The 17,380-nt window shown below is 48.8% G+C and carries 22 protein-coding genes; 13 read left to right on the top strand and 9 right to left on the bottom strand.

Annotated features, from left to right (window positions below):
- Window positions 1-9: 9 nt before the first annotated feature.
- The 6 genes from ibaG to mlaF are packed head-to-tail and all read right to left on the bottom strand — an operon-like array spanning window position 10 to window position 3,287.
- Window positions 10-267 carry a BolA family iron metabolism protein IbaG gene (gene ibaG / locus TSUB_RS02110; RefSeq protein ID WP_087016654.1) on the bottom strand — a complete coding sequence of 86 codons (258 nt, stop codon included), beginning with the start codon at window positions 265-267 and terminating at the stop codon, window positions 10-12.
- Window positions 268-293: 26 nt separating this feature from the next.
- A complete protein-coding gene (locus tag TSUB_RS02105; RefSeq protein WP_087016656.1) occupies window positions 294-584 on the bottom strand; it encodes an STAS domain-containing protein in 291 nt (96 codons plus the stop codon).
- The gene (gene mlaC / locus TSUB_RS02100; RefSeq protein ID WP_414718359.1) at window positions 577-1,221 is read right to left on the bottom strand and encodes a phospholipid-binding protein MlaC; all 645 of its coding nucleotides are present in this window, start codon (window positions 1,219-1,221) and stop codon (window positions 577-579) included. Before mlaC ends, TSUB_RS02105 begins: the two co-directional genes overlap by 8 nt.
- A gap of 8 nt (window positions 1,222-1,229) precedes the next feature.
- Complete coding sequence (mlaD, locus tag TSUB_RS02095) at window positions 1,230-1,703, bottom strand: outer membrane lipid asymmetry maintenance protein MlaD (RefSeq protein ID WP_087016659.1); 474 nt, start codon at window positions 1,701-1,703, stop codon at window positions 1,230-1,232.
- A 2-nt stretch (window positions 1,704-1,705) separates the two neighbouring features.
- A complete protein-coding gene (gene mlaE, locus TSUB_RS02090; protein ID WP_087016661.1) occupies window positions 1,706-2,488 on the bottom strand; it encodes a lipid asymmetry maintenance ABC transporter permease subunit MlaE in 783 nt (260 codons plus the stop codon).
- Window positions 2,478-3,287 (bottom strand): phospholipid ABC transporter ATP-binding protein MlaF, encoded by an 810-nt coding sequence (mlaF, locus tag TSUB_RS02085; RefSeq protein ID WP_087016663.1) that lies wholly within the window; start codon window positions 3,285-3,287, stop codon window positions 2,478-2,480. The genes mlaE and mlaF overlap by 11 nt, the downstream gene beginning before the upstream one ends.
- A gap of 359 nt (window positions 3,288-3,646) precedes the next feature.
- Between mlaF and TSUB_RS02080 the strand changes: the two genes are divergently transcribed.
- The 12 genes from TSUB_RS02080 to mgtE all read left to right on the top strand — a co-directional run bounded on the left by TSUB_RS02080 (window position 3,647) and on the right by mgtE (window position 12,954).
- Entirely contained in the window at window positions 3,647-4,615 is a 969-nt protein-coding gene (locus tag TSUB_RS02080) for a calcium/sodium antiporter (protein ID WP_087016665.1), read from the top strand.
- A gap of 12 nt (window positions 4,616-4,627) precedes the next feature.
- Window positions 4,628-5,599: a KpsF/GutQ family sugar-phosphate isomerase gene (locus TSUB_RS02075; RefSeq protein WP_087016667.1), complete on the top strand. Its 972-nt coding sequence runs from the start codon at window positions 4,628-4,630 to the stop codon at window positions 5,597-5,599.
- Window positions 5,599-6,156, top strand: a complete 558-nt coding sequence (gene kdsC, locus TSUB_RS02070; RefSeq protein WP_087016670.1) for a 3-deoxy-manno-octulosonate-8-phosphatase KdsC — start codon at window positions 5,599-5,601, stop codon at window positions 6,154-6,156. Before TSUB_RS02075 ends, kdsC begins: the two co-directional genes overlap by 1 nt.
- Window positions 6,153-6,713, top strand: a complete 561-nt coding sequence (lptC, locus tag TSUB_RS02065; protein ID WP_087016672.1) for an LPS export ABC transporter periplasmic protein LptC — start codon at window positions 6,153-6,155, stop codon at window positions 6,711-6,713. The genes kdsC and lptC overlap by 4 nt, the downstream gene beginning before the upstream one ends.
- A complete protein-coding gene (gene lptA / locus TSUB_RS02060) occupies window positions 6,694-7,203 on the top strand; it encodes a lipopolysaccharide transport periplasmic protein LptA (RefSeq protein ID WP_087016673.1) in 510 nt (169 codons plus the stop codon). Before lptC ends, lptA begins: the two co-directional genes overlap by 20 nt.
- A gap of 10 nt (window positions 7,204-7,213) precedes the next feature.
- Window positions 7,214-7,939, top strand: coding sequence for an LPS export ABC transporter ATP-binding protein (lptB, locus tag TSUB_RS02055; RefSeq protein ID WP_087016675.1), 726 nt, complete (start codon window positions 7,214-7,216; stop codon window positions 7,937-7,939).
- Window positions 7,940-7,993: 54 nt separating this feature from the next.
- Window positions 7,994-9,475 (top strand): RNA polymerase factor sigma-54, encoded by a 1,482-nt coding sequence (locus TSUB_RS02050; protein ID WP_087016677.1) that lies wholly within the window; start codon window positions 7,994-7,996, stop codon window positions 9,473-9,475.
- Window positions 9,476-9,499: 24 nt separating this feature from the next.
- Entirely contained in the window at window positions 9,500-9,787 is a 288-nt protein-coding gene (gene hpf / locus TSUB_RS02045) for a ribosome hibernation promoting factor (RefSeq protein ID WP_087016679.1), read from the top strand.
- A 2-nt stretch (window positions 9,788-9,789) separates the two neighbouring features.
- Window positions 9,790-10,245: a PTS IIA-like nitrogen regulatory protein PtsN gene (ptsN, locus tag TSUB_RS02040; RefSeq protein ID WP_087016681.1), complete on the top strand. Its 456-nt coding sequence runs from the start codon at window positions 9,790-9,792 to the stop codon at window positions 10,243-10,245.
- A 13-nt stretch (window positions 10,246-10,258) separates the two neighbouring features.
- On the top strand, window positions 10,259-11,113 hold the full coding sequence (rapZ, locus tag TSUB_RS02035) for an RNase adapter RapZ (protein ID WP_087016683.1): 855 nt from the start codon (window positions 10,259-10,261) through the stop codon (window positions 11,111-11,113).
- Between the two features lie 9 nt (window positions 11,114-11,122).
- The gene (locus tag TSUB_RS02030; RefSeq protein WP_087016685.1) at window positions 11,123-11,401 is read left to right on the top strand and encodes an HPr family phosphocarrier protein; all 279 of its coding nucleotides are present in this window, start codon (window positions 11,123-11,125) and stop codon (window positions 11,399-11,401) included.
- Between the two features lie 197 nt (window positions 11,402-11,598).
- Entirely contained in the window at window positions 11,599-12,954 is a 1,356-nt protein-coding gene (mgtE, locus tag TSUB_RS02025) for a magnesium transporter (protein WP_087016687.1), read from the top strand.
- Between the two features lie 45 nt (window positions 12,955-12,999).
- Here the strand turns inward: mgtE and pmbA are convergent, their stop codons facing one another.
- Window positions 13,000-14,343, bottom strand: a complete 1,344-nt coding sequence (gene pmbA, locus TSUB_RS02020) for a metalloprotease PmbA (protein ID WP_087016689.1) — start codon at window positions 14,341-14,343, stop codon at window positions 13,000-13,002.
- Between the two features lie 122 nt (window positions 14,344-14,465).
- Here pmbA and yjgA point away from each other — a divergent pair, with 122 nt between their 5' ends.
- The gene (yjgA, locus tag TSUB_RS02015) at window positions 14,466-14,990 is read left to right on the top strand and encodes a ribosome biogenesis factor YjgA (protein ID WP_087016691.1); all 525 of its coding nucleotides are present in this window, start codon (window positions 14,466-14,468) and stop codon (window positions 14,988-14,990) included.
- A gap of 91 nt (window positions 14,991-15,081) precedes the next feature.
- Here yjgA and tldD read toward each other — a convergent pair whose 3' ends face one another.
- Window positions 15,082-16,512 carry a metalloprotease TldD gene (gene tldD / locus TSUB_RS02010; protein WP_414718369.1) on the bottom strand — a complete coding sequence of 477 codons (1,431 nt, stop codon included), beginning with the start codon at window positions 16,510-16,512 and terminating at the stop codon, window positions 15,082-15,084.
- Window positions 16,513-16,535: 23 nt separating this feature from the next.
- Window positions 16,536-17,375 (bottom strand): carbon-nitrogen hydrolase family protein, encoded by an 840-nt coding sequence (locus TSUB_RS02005; protein ID WP_159064767.1) that lies wholly within the window; start codon window positions 17,373-17,375, stop codon window positions 16,536-16,538.
- Between the last annotated feature and the right edge of the window lie 5 nt (window positions 17,376-17,380).

Genomic DNA, 17,380 nt, shown 5'->3' with positions numbered 1-17,380 from the left:
TACATCCTCTTAGGAAAGCGACATCAACTTTTTGTTACGAGCCCACTCATCAGGCGTAAAAGCTTTAATACTTAACGCATGGATAGCATTGCTCGCGATGTGCTCCATAAGCGGTGCATAAATCGTTTGCTGTTTTTTGACTCGGCTCATGCCGTCAAAAATTTCACTGACCGCAATCACTTCGTAGTGACTACCGTCGCCTTTTACAATCACTTCATCTAACTTTAGAGCGTCCTGAAGGATCTGTTCAATCTGTGCTGTTTCCACAACGCTGTCCTCGTCTTACTCTCTACTTATACCGTTGGTAACAGTCCTTCAGCATGGCTGAGGCGGAGCAGGGTTACTAATTGCTGAGGTGGATTAGTCACGGAAAAATCCACCCCATTCTTCTGATAATCTTGGGCTATATGTATTAACATCGCCATGCCAGCAGAGTCTACCCGAGTTAACTCGGATAGGTCGAGCACTAGTGGCGATTGTTGCGGCATTTGTTGGTTTCTGCCTTGCCAAAGTACAGGCACGGTCTCCCGATCAAGCTCGCCAATGAGAAAGTATCGCCCTTCTCGTTCAACTAGCTCAGCCATTCTGAGCCTCTTCAGCTTGCTTGACGATAGGCTTCGCGGCTAGACGACGCAGCTCTTCAGCAACCACTTCTGCACCATCCGCTCGCAATTTTGCGCCCCACTCGTTTTGCATGGTATTGAGTAAACTCACCCCTTCGGCCGTCATGTCAAAACCAAGCCACTGGCCTGTTTTGCGATTCTGACGCATCGCAAAGTCAATGCGTATCACGGGACGTTTAGGATCAATGATTTCCACGCGCACAGTGAGAATATTACGGCCTTCTGGAATCGGTTTTGGCTGCTCGATCTTCACTTGCTGACCGTCATATTGGGTCAGCACTTGCGCATACGAAGCCACCATGTACTCCGTAAAAGCTTCTACAAACACTTCTTTCGCTTCATCACTCGTTTGACGAAGCTGCGGCCCTAATACTTTATAAGCGGCATATCGCGCATTAACGTAAGGAAGAAAGTGCTCTTTTACTACTTCGCGCAGATATTCTGGATTAGAGGTGATCTTCTCTTGATCCGCTTCAAGGCGGGCAAACGCCTCTTCGGCCACTTGATTCATCATGGTGTACGGGTTCGAGGTATCGACTTCAGCCATTACCCAGCTTGCCCATAGTCCTAGCAGCGCTACTAAAAATCGTTTCATCATTGTCTCTCTTATTTTCCTTCACCAAGACTGTAAAGGACCTGGCCAATCATATCTTCTAACACCAATGCAGACTTAGTGTCATAAAGGGTATCGCCATTCTCTAGCATATCGATATCATCATCGATAAAACCAGGCTGGATACCGATAAATTGTTCGCCTAGCAAACCTGCGGTTAAGATCGATGCCGAACTCGTTTCAGGGAAGTAACCCGCATCTTGTTGAATTTGCATGGTCACAATCGGCACGTAACTCTCAGGATCAAGATCGATAGAGGCAACACGTCCTACAACGACACCACCGATTTTTACCGGAGAGCGCACCTTTAACCCGCCGATGTTTGAGAACTCAGCCTTCAACAGGTAAGTTTGACCTGAGGAAATCGACGTCACGTTGGCAACATTAAAAATCAGTATTAGCAGCGCCGCCAAGCCTGCTAGCACGAAGCTACCGACCCAAAGTTCCAGTTTTCGGTTCTGTTTCATTCTTAATTCCCAAACATAAGTGCTGTGAGCACAAAATCTAATCCGAGTACCGCGAGCGACGAATTAACCACGGTGCGTGTTGTCGCGCGGCTTAAACCTTCTGATGTAGGTACCGCATCGTACCCATTAAAGACAGCAATCCAAGTCACCGTAATGGCAAACACCACCGCTTTAATCAAGCTATTGCCCACATCGTAGCCCAAGCTGACTGATGACTGCATGGAAGACCAAAAACTGCCGTGGTCGATACCTTTCCAATCAACACCAACCACCTGCGCACCATAAATGCCGACAACAATAAAGATGATACTTAGCAATGGCATTGCAATAACACCCGCCCAAAAACGTGGTGCAATAACGCGGCGCAGCGGATCGACCGCCATCATCTCCATGCTCGATAACTGCTCAGTTGCCTTCATTAAGCCTATTTCTGCCGTTAGCGCTGAACCAGCTCGTCCGGCAAACAAAAGTGCTGTGACCACTGGGCCCAGCTCTCTTAATAAGGATAACGACACCATTTGTCCAAGGCTGTTCTCCGCCCCGAAGTCCACCAGCACAATATACCCTTGCAGACTCAAGACCATGCCGATAAACAATCCAGAGACAGCAATAATCGCGACGGATAGCACACCAACAAAATAGAGCTGCTTGATCACCAGCGGTATCATAACGCTAGGTTGGGGTTTACCGAATAAAGCCCCCCACATCACCAGACTGGCACGGCCGAAGGTGCGACAAAAAGCGAGCGTCCCCTGCCCCACTTTGGCCACAAAATTAGCGATCATAACGGAACAAATCCTCCGAGATAGGTGAAGAAGGAAATTGGAAAGGCACAGGGCCGTCCGCATCACCATCTAAAAACTGACGCACCTTAGGATCATCATGATCGCGCAAGGATTGAGGTGTACCTGACGCAATTATGCGACTTTCAGACAACAGATACACTTTATCGGCGATGCTCATTACTTCAGGAACATCATGGCTAACCACAATGGCAGTTAAACCTAACGCTTGGTTCAACTCTCGAATCAGCTTCACCAACACCCCCATCGTAATCGGATCTTGGCCGACAAACGGCTCATCATACATGATGAGATCAGGATCGAGGGCAATAGCACGGGCTAACGCGGCACGTCTTGCCATTCCACCCGACAGCTCGTTGGGCATCAGTTGCGCTGCACCGCGCAATCCGACCGCCTCCAGTTTAAGTAATACCAAAGTGCGTAACAGAGGCTCCGGCAGATCCGTGTGTTCTCGCAACGGATAGGCGACATTGTCAAACACCGTCATATCCGTAAACAATGCACCCGATTGAAATAACATACTCATCTTTTGTCGTGCGGTATAAAGCTGTCCGCGAGACAAACTCGGAATGTTCTCACCGTCAAACCAAATATCACCGTGATCCGGTGCCAATTGACCGCCGATAAGCTTCAATAGTGTCGTTTTTCCGATCCCTGACGGCCCCATAATGGCGGTCACTTTGCCTCGAGGAACATCAACGGAAATATCACTGAATATAGCCCGCTCACCACGGCTAAAGGAGAGGTTCTTTACAGAGACCAAATTATCTTGCTGGTTCATGGCATTCCTATGCGCTGCTGACCGTTTCAGATACGAAAAGAATTGAGTAAGAGTCTGATAATAGGTGGATTGAAGATCTAACTCAAGGCGTTACATGTCAACTAATTGCAAACAATTGTACGAGGCTTCGATAACATTTTTTCAATTCGGTTCGTTTTCTACTTGATTTAGTCTCGCTTCTCAACTCTAATCTACCCCCTGCGTGACAAGGATGCATGTAGAAAGGTGACATTGAGGCCGATTTAACCCACTGAAACCTGATGCTAGAACCGATAATTACTTTTACTTCACATTTTAAGGTTACAGCGTCAAACTTTATCCTGACGCCCAATTAGCTCAATAGTCACAAAGGGAAAACCATGCTTGAACCCATCCTATTTCTGCTGCTCGGACTAGCATTGCTAGTATGGAGTGCAGACCGCCTCGTATTTGGCGCAGCCGCGCTAGCCAGAAACTTTGGTATTTCACCATTGATTATCGGTATGACGATCTTAGCCATGGGTTCATCGGCACCAGAAATGATGGTTTCTGCGACCGCTGCGCTAGACGGCAAAACCGATACTGCCGTCGGTAACGTCCTTGGCTCCAACATCGCCAATATCGCCCTGATTTTAGGTGCGACTGCGCTGATTAAACCGCTGGCAATTAGTTCAGGTATCTTAAAACGTGAGATGCCATTAATGCTGGTTGTAACATTCATCGCAGGGGCGATTCTATGGGATAACTATCTCGGTTTCTCTGAAGGCTTGTTACTTGTTGGACTTTTTGCCCTCTTTATTCTGGCAATGATTTACATCAGTAAAAAAGAGTCTCGCGGTGGGGCTGATCCTCTTGAGGCTGAGCATGACGCCGAGATTCCGCAAGGGGTAAAAAACCCTATCGCAACGTTTTGGATGGTTTTAGGCTTAATCATCTTGCCATTCTCTGCTGACCTACTTGTGAGTAATGCGGTCATTATTGCCAAGTTCTACGGCATGAGTGATCTGGTCATTGGCTTGACCATCATTGCTATTGGCACCAGCTTACCCGAACTTGCTGCTTCTTTGGCAGGGGTTATGAAAGGGGAAGATGATATGGCGGTCGGCAACATTATTGGCTCGAATGTCTTCAATATTTTAGCCGTAATGGGCATTCCTGGGTTACTACACCCATCGACCATCAGCCACCTTGCAATGCACCGCGACTTCTATGTGATGCTGGCACTGTCATTCGTCTTAGTACTGATGTCCATTGAGAAAAAACCTAAGATCAGCCGCTTAGAAGGTGTATTGTTACTTTGCTGCTTTGTCGCCTATCAAATCTATCTGTTTTATAATGTCTCCGCCTAAACGGAGAACCTTATGTCTGATAAATTCGATTTTTGCCAGCACGGTCGCCAAGCGATCGCGGTCGAGCTGGCTGCTATAGCGCAATTACCGCAATACATTAATCAGCACTTTGAACATGCCTGTGAGATCATTGCCAACCACAGTGGCAAAGTCGTCGTCATGGGGATGGGAAAATCCGGACATATCGGCCGCAAGATCGCGGCCACCTTAGCCAGCACTGGCAGCCCTGCCTTTTTTGTTCACCCCGGCGAAGCTAGCCATGGCGATCTTGGTATGATCGCCGAGAATGATACGGTGCTTGCGATTTCCAATTCAGGTGAAGCGCACGAGATTCTGGCACTGCTTCCTGTACTCAAGCGTCGAGGCATCAAAATGATCGCCATGACAGGCAAGCCCACCTCTTCGATGGCAAAAGAGGCACATGCCCACCTGCAAATCACAGTGCCCAAAGAAGCTTGTCCACTTGGTTTAGCACCGACCTCTTCAACAACAGCAACACTCGTGATGGGGGATGCCCTCGCCGTTGCACTGCTGGAATATCGAGGCTTCACTGCCGATGATTTTGCCCTCTCTCACCCGGGTGGCGCGCTGGGCCGCAAACTGCTTCTCAGACTCCGTGATCTAATGCGCACCGGAAAAGATCTCCCGAAAGTCACGGAAGATGTCACCATCCGCGAAGCGCTTGTCGAAATCGGCAGTAAACAACTGGGCATGACCGCCATTGTTAACGCCAATGGCCACTTAAGCGGGATCTTCACCGATGGCGATCTGCGGCGCATCCTCGATCAGCGAATTGATATTCACACTACCCCAATCGGCGATGTTATGACACGTCACCCTCTAACCTGTGATGCAGGATTACTCGCGACAGAAGGGGTTAACTTGATGCAAAATAAAAAGATTAACGGCCTTCTCATTACAGAAGAAGGGCAACTGGTTGGTGCATTAAACATGCATGATCTTTTGAAAGCAGGAGTGATTTAATGTCACAAACCATCACCACCCTCTATGGCGAAATTGAGCAAGCCCTCTTTCAACGTGCTCAAGACATCAAACTGCTGATCTGCGATGTCGATGGCGTCTTCTCCGATGGTCTCATTTATATGGGGAATCAAGGCGAAGAACTAAAAACGTTCCATACCCGAGATGGCTTTGGCGTTAAAGCCGTGATGAAAACAGGCGTGGAAGTGGCCGTCATCACTGGCCGCCAATCTCACATCGTACAGCAACGTATGAGCGCTCTAGGCATCAATCACATTTATCAAGGCCAAGAAGACAAAGTCATCGCCTTTAATGAACTCATCGCGCAATTGGGCATCAAACCAGAACATGTTGCCTACATCGGTGATGATCTTATTGACTGGCCAGTCATGGCAAAGGTAGGGTTATCAGTCTGCGTCGCTGACGGCCACCCGCTACTCCGCCTAAAAGCAGATTATGTCACCCAAATTCGTGGCGGGCATGGCGCAGTACGTGAAGTCTGCGATCTCATTCTTGAAGCGCGCGGCGAACTTGATAAACATCTGGTAAGTAGTACATGACACAACGTCTGAGCATTTTTGTTCTACTGGTTATCATTATTGTCTCTGGATCCTACCTCTTTTCGGTGTACAACGAACCCGATGAGCAAGTAGAGCCGGACAAAGAGCTACCTATATTCACTGGAAACGGTATCGCAAGTACGACCTTTTCCGAAGCGGGTATGCCGATGTATCGCATCGAAGCCCAAACACTGAACTACTATGCCAACACGAATGAGACCACTTTCGACGATCCTGTGGTTTGGATCTATCAAAATGGTCTCACCGTAGAGTGGCGCATCAGCGCATCACGGGCCACCTTGACCAAAACCCATACGTTGCAGATGGATGGCAATGTGCGCATCTTTAATCTGCTACCTGAAAGTGATGTGGAGCTGATTAAAAGCGATGATCTTCTATTGACCTTCACTGACAGCAAGTTCACCTCTGACAGTGAAATAGAAGTCACGGGTAAAGGTTTCCAAAACCGTGGCATCGGCATAGTGGGTAGCTTCAAAGACTACAACGCAACCTTATTAAATGATGTGAAAGGAAGATATGAATCGGCTATCCCTTAAGGCGTTACTGAGTTGTGCCCTATTTGGCGTGATGATTTCACTCCCTGCACACGCATTGAAGTCAGATACCCAGCAACCTATCTACATCAGTGCTGATGAGCAACAGTTAGACATGCAAAAAAACATTGTCGAGTTTTCAGGGAATGTCGTTTTGCAACAAGGCACCATTGATATTCGTGCTAACCGTATTGTTGTCGAGCGTGTCAACGGCCAAGAGGGCAACGAAGTTATTCGCGCCTATGGCTCGCAAGCGACGTTTGAACAACAACTCGATGATGGTGGTTTCATCAAAGCGCGAGCTAATCGCATCGTCTATACCACTCAAAATGAGTTCCTCCAGATGATAGGTAAAGCACGCCTCGAGCAAACCGACTCGACGATCGAGAGTAATAACATCAGTTATCGTATCGACCAACAAAAGCTGGTTGCTGAAAGCGAGCAAGGCGGCCGTGTGACCACGGTTCTACAACCTAAAGCATTAAACAAATAAGACATAACCCATGGCTGTTTTAAAAGCACAAAATTTAGCGAAGAGCTATAGTGGCCGTAAAGTAGTGACCGATGTGAGCTTGGAGGTCAAATCCGGTGAGATCGTCGGCTTACTTGGCCCTAACGGTGCGGGTAAAACCACGTCGTTCTACATGATTGTGGGTCTTGTCGCCCGAGACGAAGGTAGCATCATGATTGATGATACGGATATTAGTCTACAACCCATGCACAACCGCTCTCGCCTTGGTATCGGCTATTTGCCTCAAGAAGCCTCCATCTTCCGTCGGTTGTCGGTCTACGACAACATCATGGCTGTGTTGCAGACGCGTAGCGATCTTACCCGCGAGCAACGCCAAGACAAACTGGAAGAACTACTGGAAGAATTTCACATTCAGCATATCCGCAACAGTATGGGCATGGCGCTCTCAGGTGGTGAGCGTCGACGTGTGGAAATCGCTCGTGCATTAGCAGCAAATCCAAAATTTATCCTGCTTGATGAACCGTTTGCGGGTGTTGATCCGATTTCTGTTATTGATATCAAGAAAATCATTGAACATTTGCGCGATCGCGGTTTAGGTGTTCTTATCACCGATCACAACGTCCGTGAAACTCTTGATGTCTGTGAACACGCCTACATCGTCAGCCAAGGCCATATGATTGCCCACGGCTCACCAGAAGACGTTCTCAACGACGAGCATGTAAAACGGGTTTATCTCGGAGACCAATTCAGACTATAGTTAAAGTACCGACTCGATGTATAACAATAACGACAAACAGGTAAGTGGAAACTAATGAAAACCTCGCTCCAGCTTAAGCTAGGTCAATCGCTGGCAATGACGCCTCAACTACAGCAAGCCATTCGCTTGTTGCAGCTTTCAACATTGGATCTTCAGCAAGAGATCCAAGAGGCGCTAGAAAGCAACCCCTTGCTCGAGCAGGATGAGTCTACCGAGACCAATACTGAAGCAAACAATGAGCATGATGCCAGTGAGCAACAAGTCACGGCATCAGAAGAGGGCTTTGAAGACAATCTAGGTAGCGATGGCGTTGAAGCATCAGAGGCGTTTGAAAAAAACGAGATGCCAGAAGATCTTGCCATCGATACCACGTGGGATGATGTCTACAGTGCAAATACGGGTAACACCGGTATGATCATGGATGATGACATGCCCGTTTATCAGGGCGAGACCACTGAAAGCCTGCAAGACTACCTGATGTGGCAAGTCCAACTCACTCCCTTTAGTGACACCGACCTAGCCATCGCCACCGCGATTATTGATGCGGTCGATGAAAAGGGCTATCTCACCACCAGTTGTGAAGAGATCCTTGAGAGTTTAGGGGATGATGAAATCGAGCTGGATGAAGTCGAAGCCGTACTCAAACGTGTACAGCAGTTTGATCCTCTCGGCGTTGCCTCTCGCAATCTCCAAGAATGTTTACTTCTTCAGCTTGCGACATTCTCAAAAGACACACCGTGGTTGGAAGAGGCAAAACACATTCTGAGTGATCATATCGATCTCCTCGCTAACCGTGACTTCCGCCAACTGATGCGAGACACCAAGCTCAAAGAGCCCGATCTCAAATCAGTGATGCAGCTAATCCATACCTTGGATCCGCGTCCGGGCAATCGTGTTGTTCAAGACGAGACGGAATATGTCGTTCCGGATGTGATGGTCTTTAAGCATAACGGCAAATGGACTGTTACCATCAACCCTGACAGTGTGCCACGCGTTCGTGTCAATGAGCAGTATGCTGCCATGAGTAAGCATGCAAGTAGCAATGACAGCCAGTTCATTCGCAATCATCTTCAAGAAGCGAAATGGTTGATCAAAAGCTTAGAAAGCCGCAATGAAACACTGTTGAAGGTAGCTCGGTGTATTGTTCAGTTCCAACAAGACTTCTTTGAATATGGTGAAGAAGCGATGAAACCTATGGTGCTCAATGATGTAGCCCTTGAGGTTGATATGCATGAATCCACCATATCTCGTGTTACTACCAAAAAGTATATGCATACCCCTCGTGGTATTTTCGAGCTGAAGTTTTTCTTCTCTAGTCATGTCAGTACGGATAATGGTGGAGAGTGCTCTTCTACCGCCATCCGCGCACTGGTGAAGAAATTAGTGGCCGCAGAAAACCAAGCGAAGCCACTGAGCGACAGCAAAATTGCCACGCTACTGGCGGATCAAGGCGTCATGGTTGCACGACGCACCATCGCCAAATACCGAGAATCACTCGGCATTCCGCCATCCAACCAGCGCAAACGCCTGATTTAAAGGCGCAAACAGAAGGAAGACGTTATGCAAATCAATCTGACGGGTCATCATGTCGAAGTTACTGACTCAATGCGCGAGTATGTACACATAAAATTCGAAAAACTTGAACGTTTTTTCGACAAAATAAATAACGTGCATGTTATCCTTACCGTAGAAAAGCTACAGCAAATCGCCGAAGCAACGCTACATATCAATAATGGCGAGATCCACGCAAAATCGGATCACGAAGATATGTATGCCGCTATTGATAGTTTAACGGACAAGTTGGTTCGCCAGCTCACCAAACATAAAGACAAACTGAATAGTCGTTAACCATGCAACTCAGCTCCGTATTAAGCCCGGACTGCACGAAAAGTGCAGTCCCATGCTCAAGCAAAAAACGCGCACTTGAAATCATCAGTGAAGTTGCCGCCACGCAACTCGATCTCAGCCCTCAACAACTCTTCGATTGCATGCTATCTCGAGAAAAGCTCGGTAGCACAGGCATAGGGAATGGTATTGCGATTCCTCACGGACGTATCAATAACAGTGAACAAGCTGTAGGCGTGCTCATCCAGTGTGAAGAGCCTGTGCAGTTTGATGCCATTGATAACCAACCTGTCGATCTACTCTTTGCCCTACTTGTTCCAGATCAGCAGTGCAAAGAACACCTTAAAACGCTCTCTGCCATCGCCGCAAAACTCAGCGACAAGAAGATCTTAAAGCAACTTCGTACGGCACAGTCTGACTCTGAGCTCTATGCGATTTTGACCGCTGACGATACCCTCTAATGGAATTGATTTAATGAAACTCATGATAGTGAGCGGGCGCTCAGGAGCCGGTAAATCGGTCGCCTTGAGAGTGCTAGAAGATCTAGGTTACTACTGTGTCGATAACTTACCGCTCAACATGTTGTCCAGCTTCATTCAGACAGTCAGTAACACAGAGCAAGACATCGCGGTCAGTGTCGACATTCGCAATTTACCCAGCGACCCTTCGCAAGTCGTGTCGATTCTCGATGCCTTACCTGAAGAGATGGATACCCAGGTGCTGTTTTTAGACGCCACCCACAAAGAGTTGATTAAGCGCTACAGCGAAACGCGCCGCCTCCATCCGTTGTCAAAACACTCTTACACACTAGAGCAAGCCATTGAAGAAGAAGCACGCTTACTGGGCGACTTAAAAGCGCATGCAGACTTAGTGCTTGATACCAGTGATAAATCTATCCATGATTTGAGTGAAACCGTTCGTGCTCGCGTGCTTGGCAGAGAAAAACGCGAACTCGTGATGGTGTTTGAGTCTTTCGGTTTTAAATACGGCTTACCCTCGGATGCAGACTACGTCTTTGATGTCCGCTTTTTACCGAACCCACACTGGCAACCCGAGCTAAAACCTCTGACAGGCAAAGATAAACCCGTTGCGGATTTCCTTGCTTCTCATTCAGAAGTCCATCAACTGATTTATCAAATTCGCGGTTTCATCTCTAACTGGCTTCCCATGCTCGAGAAGAACAACCGCAGCTATCTCACTATCGCTATTGGCTGCACTGGCGGACAACATCGTTCTGTCTACATCGCGGAGCAACTCGCCCGGCATTTCGGTCACGAAGGGCAGCAAGTGCAAATTCGCCACAGAAGCCTTGAGCTAAAAAACCACTAGGAGCAACGCGTGCCTCGTATTGAACAACAAGTGTTTATCAAAAACCGACTTGGCTTACATGCACGCGCTGCGATTAAACTGGTTGAGCTCGCCCAAAGTTTTGAAAACACCACGATCACCCTAAAAAATGGCGATAAGGAAGCGCTTGTTGAAGGGGTTATGGGCATCTTAATGCTAGAGTCCGCACAAGGTGAACAGGTTACAGTCATCGCAGAAGGTAGCCATGCGCAACAAGCCTTAACCGCGGTGTGCGACCTGATTCTCGCTGGCTTCAACGAAGATGATTAACGTATTCCACCCTATTCCTTCACCACTCAACCCCCTATTCGCTTCAACTATTGAGCCCCTCAAACTCATTACATTGACCCTTATTTGACGAAAAAAGCCCGTTATCAAGCCTTCTCACAGAGAGAAGTTTGAGACAAAACCAGCAGATTTGCGTTAAAATTCAGGTTATTGCTCAGCGCTAACCAAAGGTACACTCCATGGTGGAAAAAGTAGATCAAGATAGTCCCCACCAAATGCTTCAAGAGGTGCACAAAGCCCTCGAAAACGGCATGTTCGTTCACGTCCGCCGTATGTTGCAGGATATGGAGCCCGAAGATACCGCGCATCTATTGGAAGCCTGTCCTCCCAAAGAGCGTTTTATCATCTGGCAACTTACGGATGAAGACGATCACGGTGACATCCTCGATGAACTCTCGGAGGATGTCAAAGATGCCATCGTCATGCGCATGGCCCCCGCCGAGCTGGCAGAGGCTGCTGAAGGGATGGAGAGTGACGATATCGCGTACGTCCTCCGTAACCTCCCTGATGACATCTACCAAAAAGTATTGGCAGAGATGGATGCCCAAGATAGGCATCGCGTTGAAGCTGCACTGGCCTACGAGGAAGAAACCGCTGGCGGGATGATGACGACAGACTTCGTCACTATCCGCTCTGATGTCACCATTGAAGTTGTCTTGCGCTATTTGCGGATGAAAGGCGAACTCCCTGAAGCAACCGATGCCCTTTATGTCGTTGATGAAAATGATCATCTTATCGGCCACCTCTCTTTAACAACGGTTGTCACTACCCCTTCAGATACGGTGATTTCAGACATCATGGATGATGCGGACGAAGCGATTCCGGTAGACATGCATGATAGCGAAGTCGCCTCTCTCTTTGAGCGCCGTAACTGGGTTTCCGCCCCCGTAGTGAGCGAAGACAATATCCTTGTCGGCCGTATCACCATTGATGACGTGGTCGATATTATTCGTGAAGACGCCGAGCACTCCATGATGCGTTCGGCGGGTCTCGATGATGAAGAAGATACCTTTGCACCCGTGATGAAATCGGCGAAAAGTCGCAGTATTTGGCTCGGTGTCAACGTACTCGCCGCACTTGCTGCGGCCTCTGTGTCAAACATGTTTGAAGGCACACTGGACAAAATGGCGGCAATTGCTGTTCTGATGACCATCGTCCCTTCGATGGGCGGCGTGGCGGGTAACCAAACTGTAGCGCTCGTTATTCGCGGTTTAGCACTCGGTCATATTGGTGATTCAAACACCAAATGGTTGCTGAGTAAGGAAGCCCGCGTGGGTTTGATCAATGGGGTATTATGGGCCGTGATCATTGGTGGTATTGTTGTTCTCTGGAAGGGTGACATACTGCTCGGCGGTATTATCGCTGCGGCGATGCTAACCAACCTCTTTGTCGCGGGCATAGCGGGCGTTACCATCCCGATCGTTATGAAGAAGTTCAATATTGACCCCGCCCTTGCCGGCGGAATGGCATTGACCACTGTCACGGATGTTGTCGGCCTGTTTGTTTTCTTAGGGCTTGCCACCGTATTGATATAAAAAAGGCGCTCACTAGAGCGCCTTTATCTTCTTTCATCGCAGCTGCTATTGACCAGCAATCTTCATCTGTTCAATTAAAATAGAGCCCGTCTGAATCTGACTACGGGTCTCTGTATCACTACCAATCGCGACGATGTTGGCAAACATCTCTTTCAAGTGCCCCGCGATGGTGATTTCACTCACTGGATACTGAATCACACCATTCTCAACCCAGAACCCTGCCGCCCCCCGGGAGTAGTCACCCGTCACTATGTTGACACCTTGCCCCATAAGTTCAGTCACTAAGAGTCCAGTCCCGAGCTTTTTGAGCATGGCATCGAAGTCTTCGCCCGTAGAGGAGACGTACCAATTGTGAATGCCACCAGCATGCCCTGTCGGCGTCATTCCCATTTTACGCGCCGCGTAACTGGTTAAAAGGTAGCTTTGTAACTCACCACCGTGAATGATGTCACGTTGTTGAGTCGCTAACCCTTCAGAGTCAAATGGGGTACTCGCCATCGCGCGTAATACATGAGGTTGCTCATCGATAGATAACCACTCTGGGAAGATCTTCTGTCCAAGATGATCCAGCAAGAATGAAGACTTTCGATATAAATTCGCACCACTGATTGCCATGACAAGATGGCCAAACAATCCCGTTGCAACATCGGCAGCAAACATCACCGGCACTTCACGCGTTGAAAGCTTCTGCGCATCAAGACGAGATAAGGTCCGCTGCGCCGCTTCACGGCCGACACGCTCTGGCGACCACATATCTTCGACAGCTCGCGCGGTGGTATAACTATAGTCACGCTCCATTACGCCATTTTGGCCTGTCGCAATCAGACATGCGCTAATGCTATGACGACTTGACGCATAACTCGCCAACATCCCATGGCTATTGCCATACACTTTCACCCCATAGTGGCTATCGTAGCTCGCGCCATCAGATTGCTGAATTCGCTCATCACTCTCTAACGCCACACGTTCTGCCAGCATGGCTTTCTCTGCGGCGTGGTCTGGCTCGGGCTCATCGGGGTGAAAAAGATCCAAATCTGGGATCGTTTTGGCCATCAGTTCTTCAGGTGCAGGGCCAGCAAAAGGGTCTTCCGAGGTATAGGCTGCAATATCTATCGCGGCAGCGACTGTTTGGGCAATCGCGGCTTCACTCAAATCTGACGTTGAAGCACTGCCTTTACGCTGACCACGATACACAGTGATCCCGAGTGCACCATCGCTATTGAACTCGACGTTTTCCACTTCACACATGCGTGTTGATACACTGATACCCGTGGTCTTAGTGATAGCAACTTCAGCTTGGTCTGCTTTCTTGCCTGCCAGTGCCAACGCCTTTGCCACTGCATGCTCTAATTCGGCACGCTGTTCAGCGACCTGTTGTTTTACGTCCATATTGAATTTGAATGAAAGGGATTGATACTTAAAGGATACCACTGCTTATCAATATTTTGCCCCCCATTCGATGATTTAACTGATAAAATAGCCTCAATAGAGCAAATAACAGAGATGTCAGTATGAGTCGTAAGAACAAACGCGCCCCTTGGGAAGAGGAAGAAGAGATCATCTGGGTTAGCAAGACCGAGATGAAGCGCGATATGGAAGCCCTACAAGCCCTTGGCGAAGAGCTGGTTGAGCTGAAGCCAAACGCACTTGCTAAAGTCCCTTTGGATGAAGACCTGCTGGATGCGATTCACGATGCACAGCGCTTCAAGAATGAAGCTCGTCGTCGTCAATTACAATACATCGGCAAGTTAATGCGTTCTATCGACCCAGAGCCGATTCAGGCGGCCCTAGATAAGTTGCGTAACAAACACGCGCAGGTGACGGCTAAACTCCATAAGCTAGAGAATACCCGTGATGAGCTCATTGAAAAGGGTGACGCCGGTATTGAAGCGATCGTGCAGGAGCATCCACAAGCGGATCGCCAACGCCTACGCCAACTAGTTCGCCAAGCGAAGAAAGAGAAAGCGGCCAACAAGCCCGCCAAAGCGTACCGAGAGATCTTTCAGTATCTCAAAGAACTGCTGTTAGAAGAGTGATAGAAGCCCGCGTCGGCGCTCACTTGCTACGGCCATAAAAAACCGCGCTGTCATGGCGCGGTTTCTCTTTTTACATGGCAAAGAATAAGACTTACTCCGTGCCGCCTACCGTCATCTCGTCCAATTTCAGGGTTGGCTGTCCAACGCCTACAGGAACAGACTGTCCGGCTTTGCCGCACACACCGACCCCAAGGTCGAGTTTTAAATCATTCCCCACCATTGAGATACAGTTCATCGCTTCAATACCGCTGCCAATTAAGGTTGCCCCTTTAACAGGATGGCTGATTTTTCCGTTCTCAATGAGGTACGCTTCTGATGCAGAGAAAACAAATTTTCCAGACGTAATGTCAACTTGTCCGCCACCAAAGTTAGGGGCATAAATCCCTCTTTCGACGGATGCAATAATCTCATCTGGGCAATGTTCACCCGGCAACATATAGGTGTTCGTCATACGTGGCATGGGCAAATGTGCATAAGACTCTCGACGGCCATTCCCCGTCGATTCTCCCCCCGTCAGACGGGCATTGTGTTTGTCTTGCATGTAGCCTTTAAGTATGCCGTTTTCAATTAAGGTATTGTAACGACCTGGGGTCCCCTCATCGTCGACACTCAATGAGCCACGTAGCCCTTGCAAGGTCCCATCATCAACAATTGTGCACAGTGGAGACGTTACTTGCTCACCAATACGGCCACTGAACACAGAAGAGCCTTTACGGTTAAAGTCACCTTCTAAGCCATGTCCTACCGCTTCATGCAACAAAACTCCTGGCCAACCCGCCCCTAAAACAACAGGCATCATGCCAGCAGGCGCTGCGACCGCTTCTAAGTTCACCAAGGCCATCCGCACCGCTTCATCAGCAAAACGCAGCGCGAGACTTTTACCTGGTGTTGCCGGGTCATCTTCTAGAAAGCACGTGTAGCCAGAACGCCCACCACCGCCGGCACTGCCTCGTTCGCGTACGCCGTTGCGCTCCACTAGCACAGAGATAGACAATCGCGTTAACGGACGGACGTCCGCGGCATAAGTCCCATCGCTGCCAGCCACTAACATCTGCTCGTAAACTGCGTTAAGGCTTGCGCTCACCTCTTTCACCAATGGCTCTTTACTGCGAATATACGCATCAATTTCTTGGAGCAGAGCAATTTTTTGGTGCTTATCCATGCTCTCAAGTGGATTTAACGCTGGGTAGATTTCATCATAACTCTGCGGCGAGAGTGCCACTTGATGACGCTGATTCTGTCCCGCTCGCGCAATGCCGCGTGCAGCGGTTGCACTTTGCTTTAGTGCAGCCACATTGATCTGATCAGAGTATGCGAATCCAGTTTTTTCACCTGAAATGGCACGAACGCCAACACCGCGGTCAATATTAAATGAACCATCTTTAATAATGCTATCTTCGAGCACCAAAGACTCATGCCAACAAGACTGAAAGTAGATATCGGCATAATCAATCTCACGCTGAGCGATAAAATTCAGCGTCTCTGCCAGCTGGTCACGGTCTACATCTGACTGTGCCAACATGGTCTGTTCAACCGTCTTAAGGTTCATTTAACTTTCTCTTTATAGGAAGAATTCTTTAAAACTGCTTGCCACTGACGATGTGACGCCACTGGCATTTTACTTCTTGTCTCAACGAGCATTCTGTCGTCAATCTCTGCCCAGATCACACCTGGCTGGGAGCTCAGTTGGGCAACAATACGCCCCCATGGGTCAATCACCATCGAGTGGCCCCATGTCATACGTCCTTGACTATGTTCCCCACATTGCGCTGATGCCACTATCCACACTTGCTGCTCAATCGCTCTTGCTTGCAATAATGTTTGCCAATGGGCTTCGCCTGTCACAGCCGTAAACGCGGCAGAAACAGTCACCACTTGCGCGCCTTGTGCCACAAGGTGTTCAAACAAACCACCAAAACGGAGATCATAGCAGATAGATAAGCCAAGCTTGCCGAGCGGTGAGGCGACACACGTTGTCGACTCTCCAGCGGTGTAGATATCCGACTCGCGATAATGCTGATGCGCGTCACCCACCTCCACATCAAAGAGGTGCATTTTGTGATAACGACCTTGCTCCATCCCATCGCTATCAAAATAGACGGCCGTGGTGTGCAATTTTCCACGCGGCGCCAAGGTTGGAAACGATCCCAGTACCAGACCCATCTTATAACGACGGCACAAGATGCTTAACTGCTCAAACACCTCCGTTTCTTGCTTCGCTAACGCTTGATAAGCCGCCTGATCAGAGAAAAGCAGGGCGTTCTCTGGTGTCACTGCGATATCCACTTGCTGTTGATGCAGCGCCGCCATACCAGATTCCAGCGCGGCAAGGTTTGCTGACAACGTATCGCCGCTATTCATCTGGATCACACCAACACGTTTCATCGCCT

This window comes from Thaumasiovibrio subtropicus (assembly GCF_019703835.1).
Lineage (GTDB): Bacteria > Pseudomonadota > Gammaproteobacteria > Enterobacterales > Vibrionaceae > Thaumasiovibrio > Thaumasiovibrio subtropicus.
The sequence above is the reverse complement of the archived record's forward strand: the minus strand, read 5'-3'. Positions and strand labels throughout refer to the sequence as shown.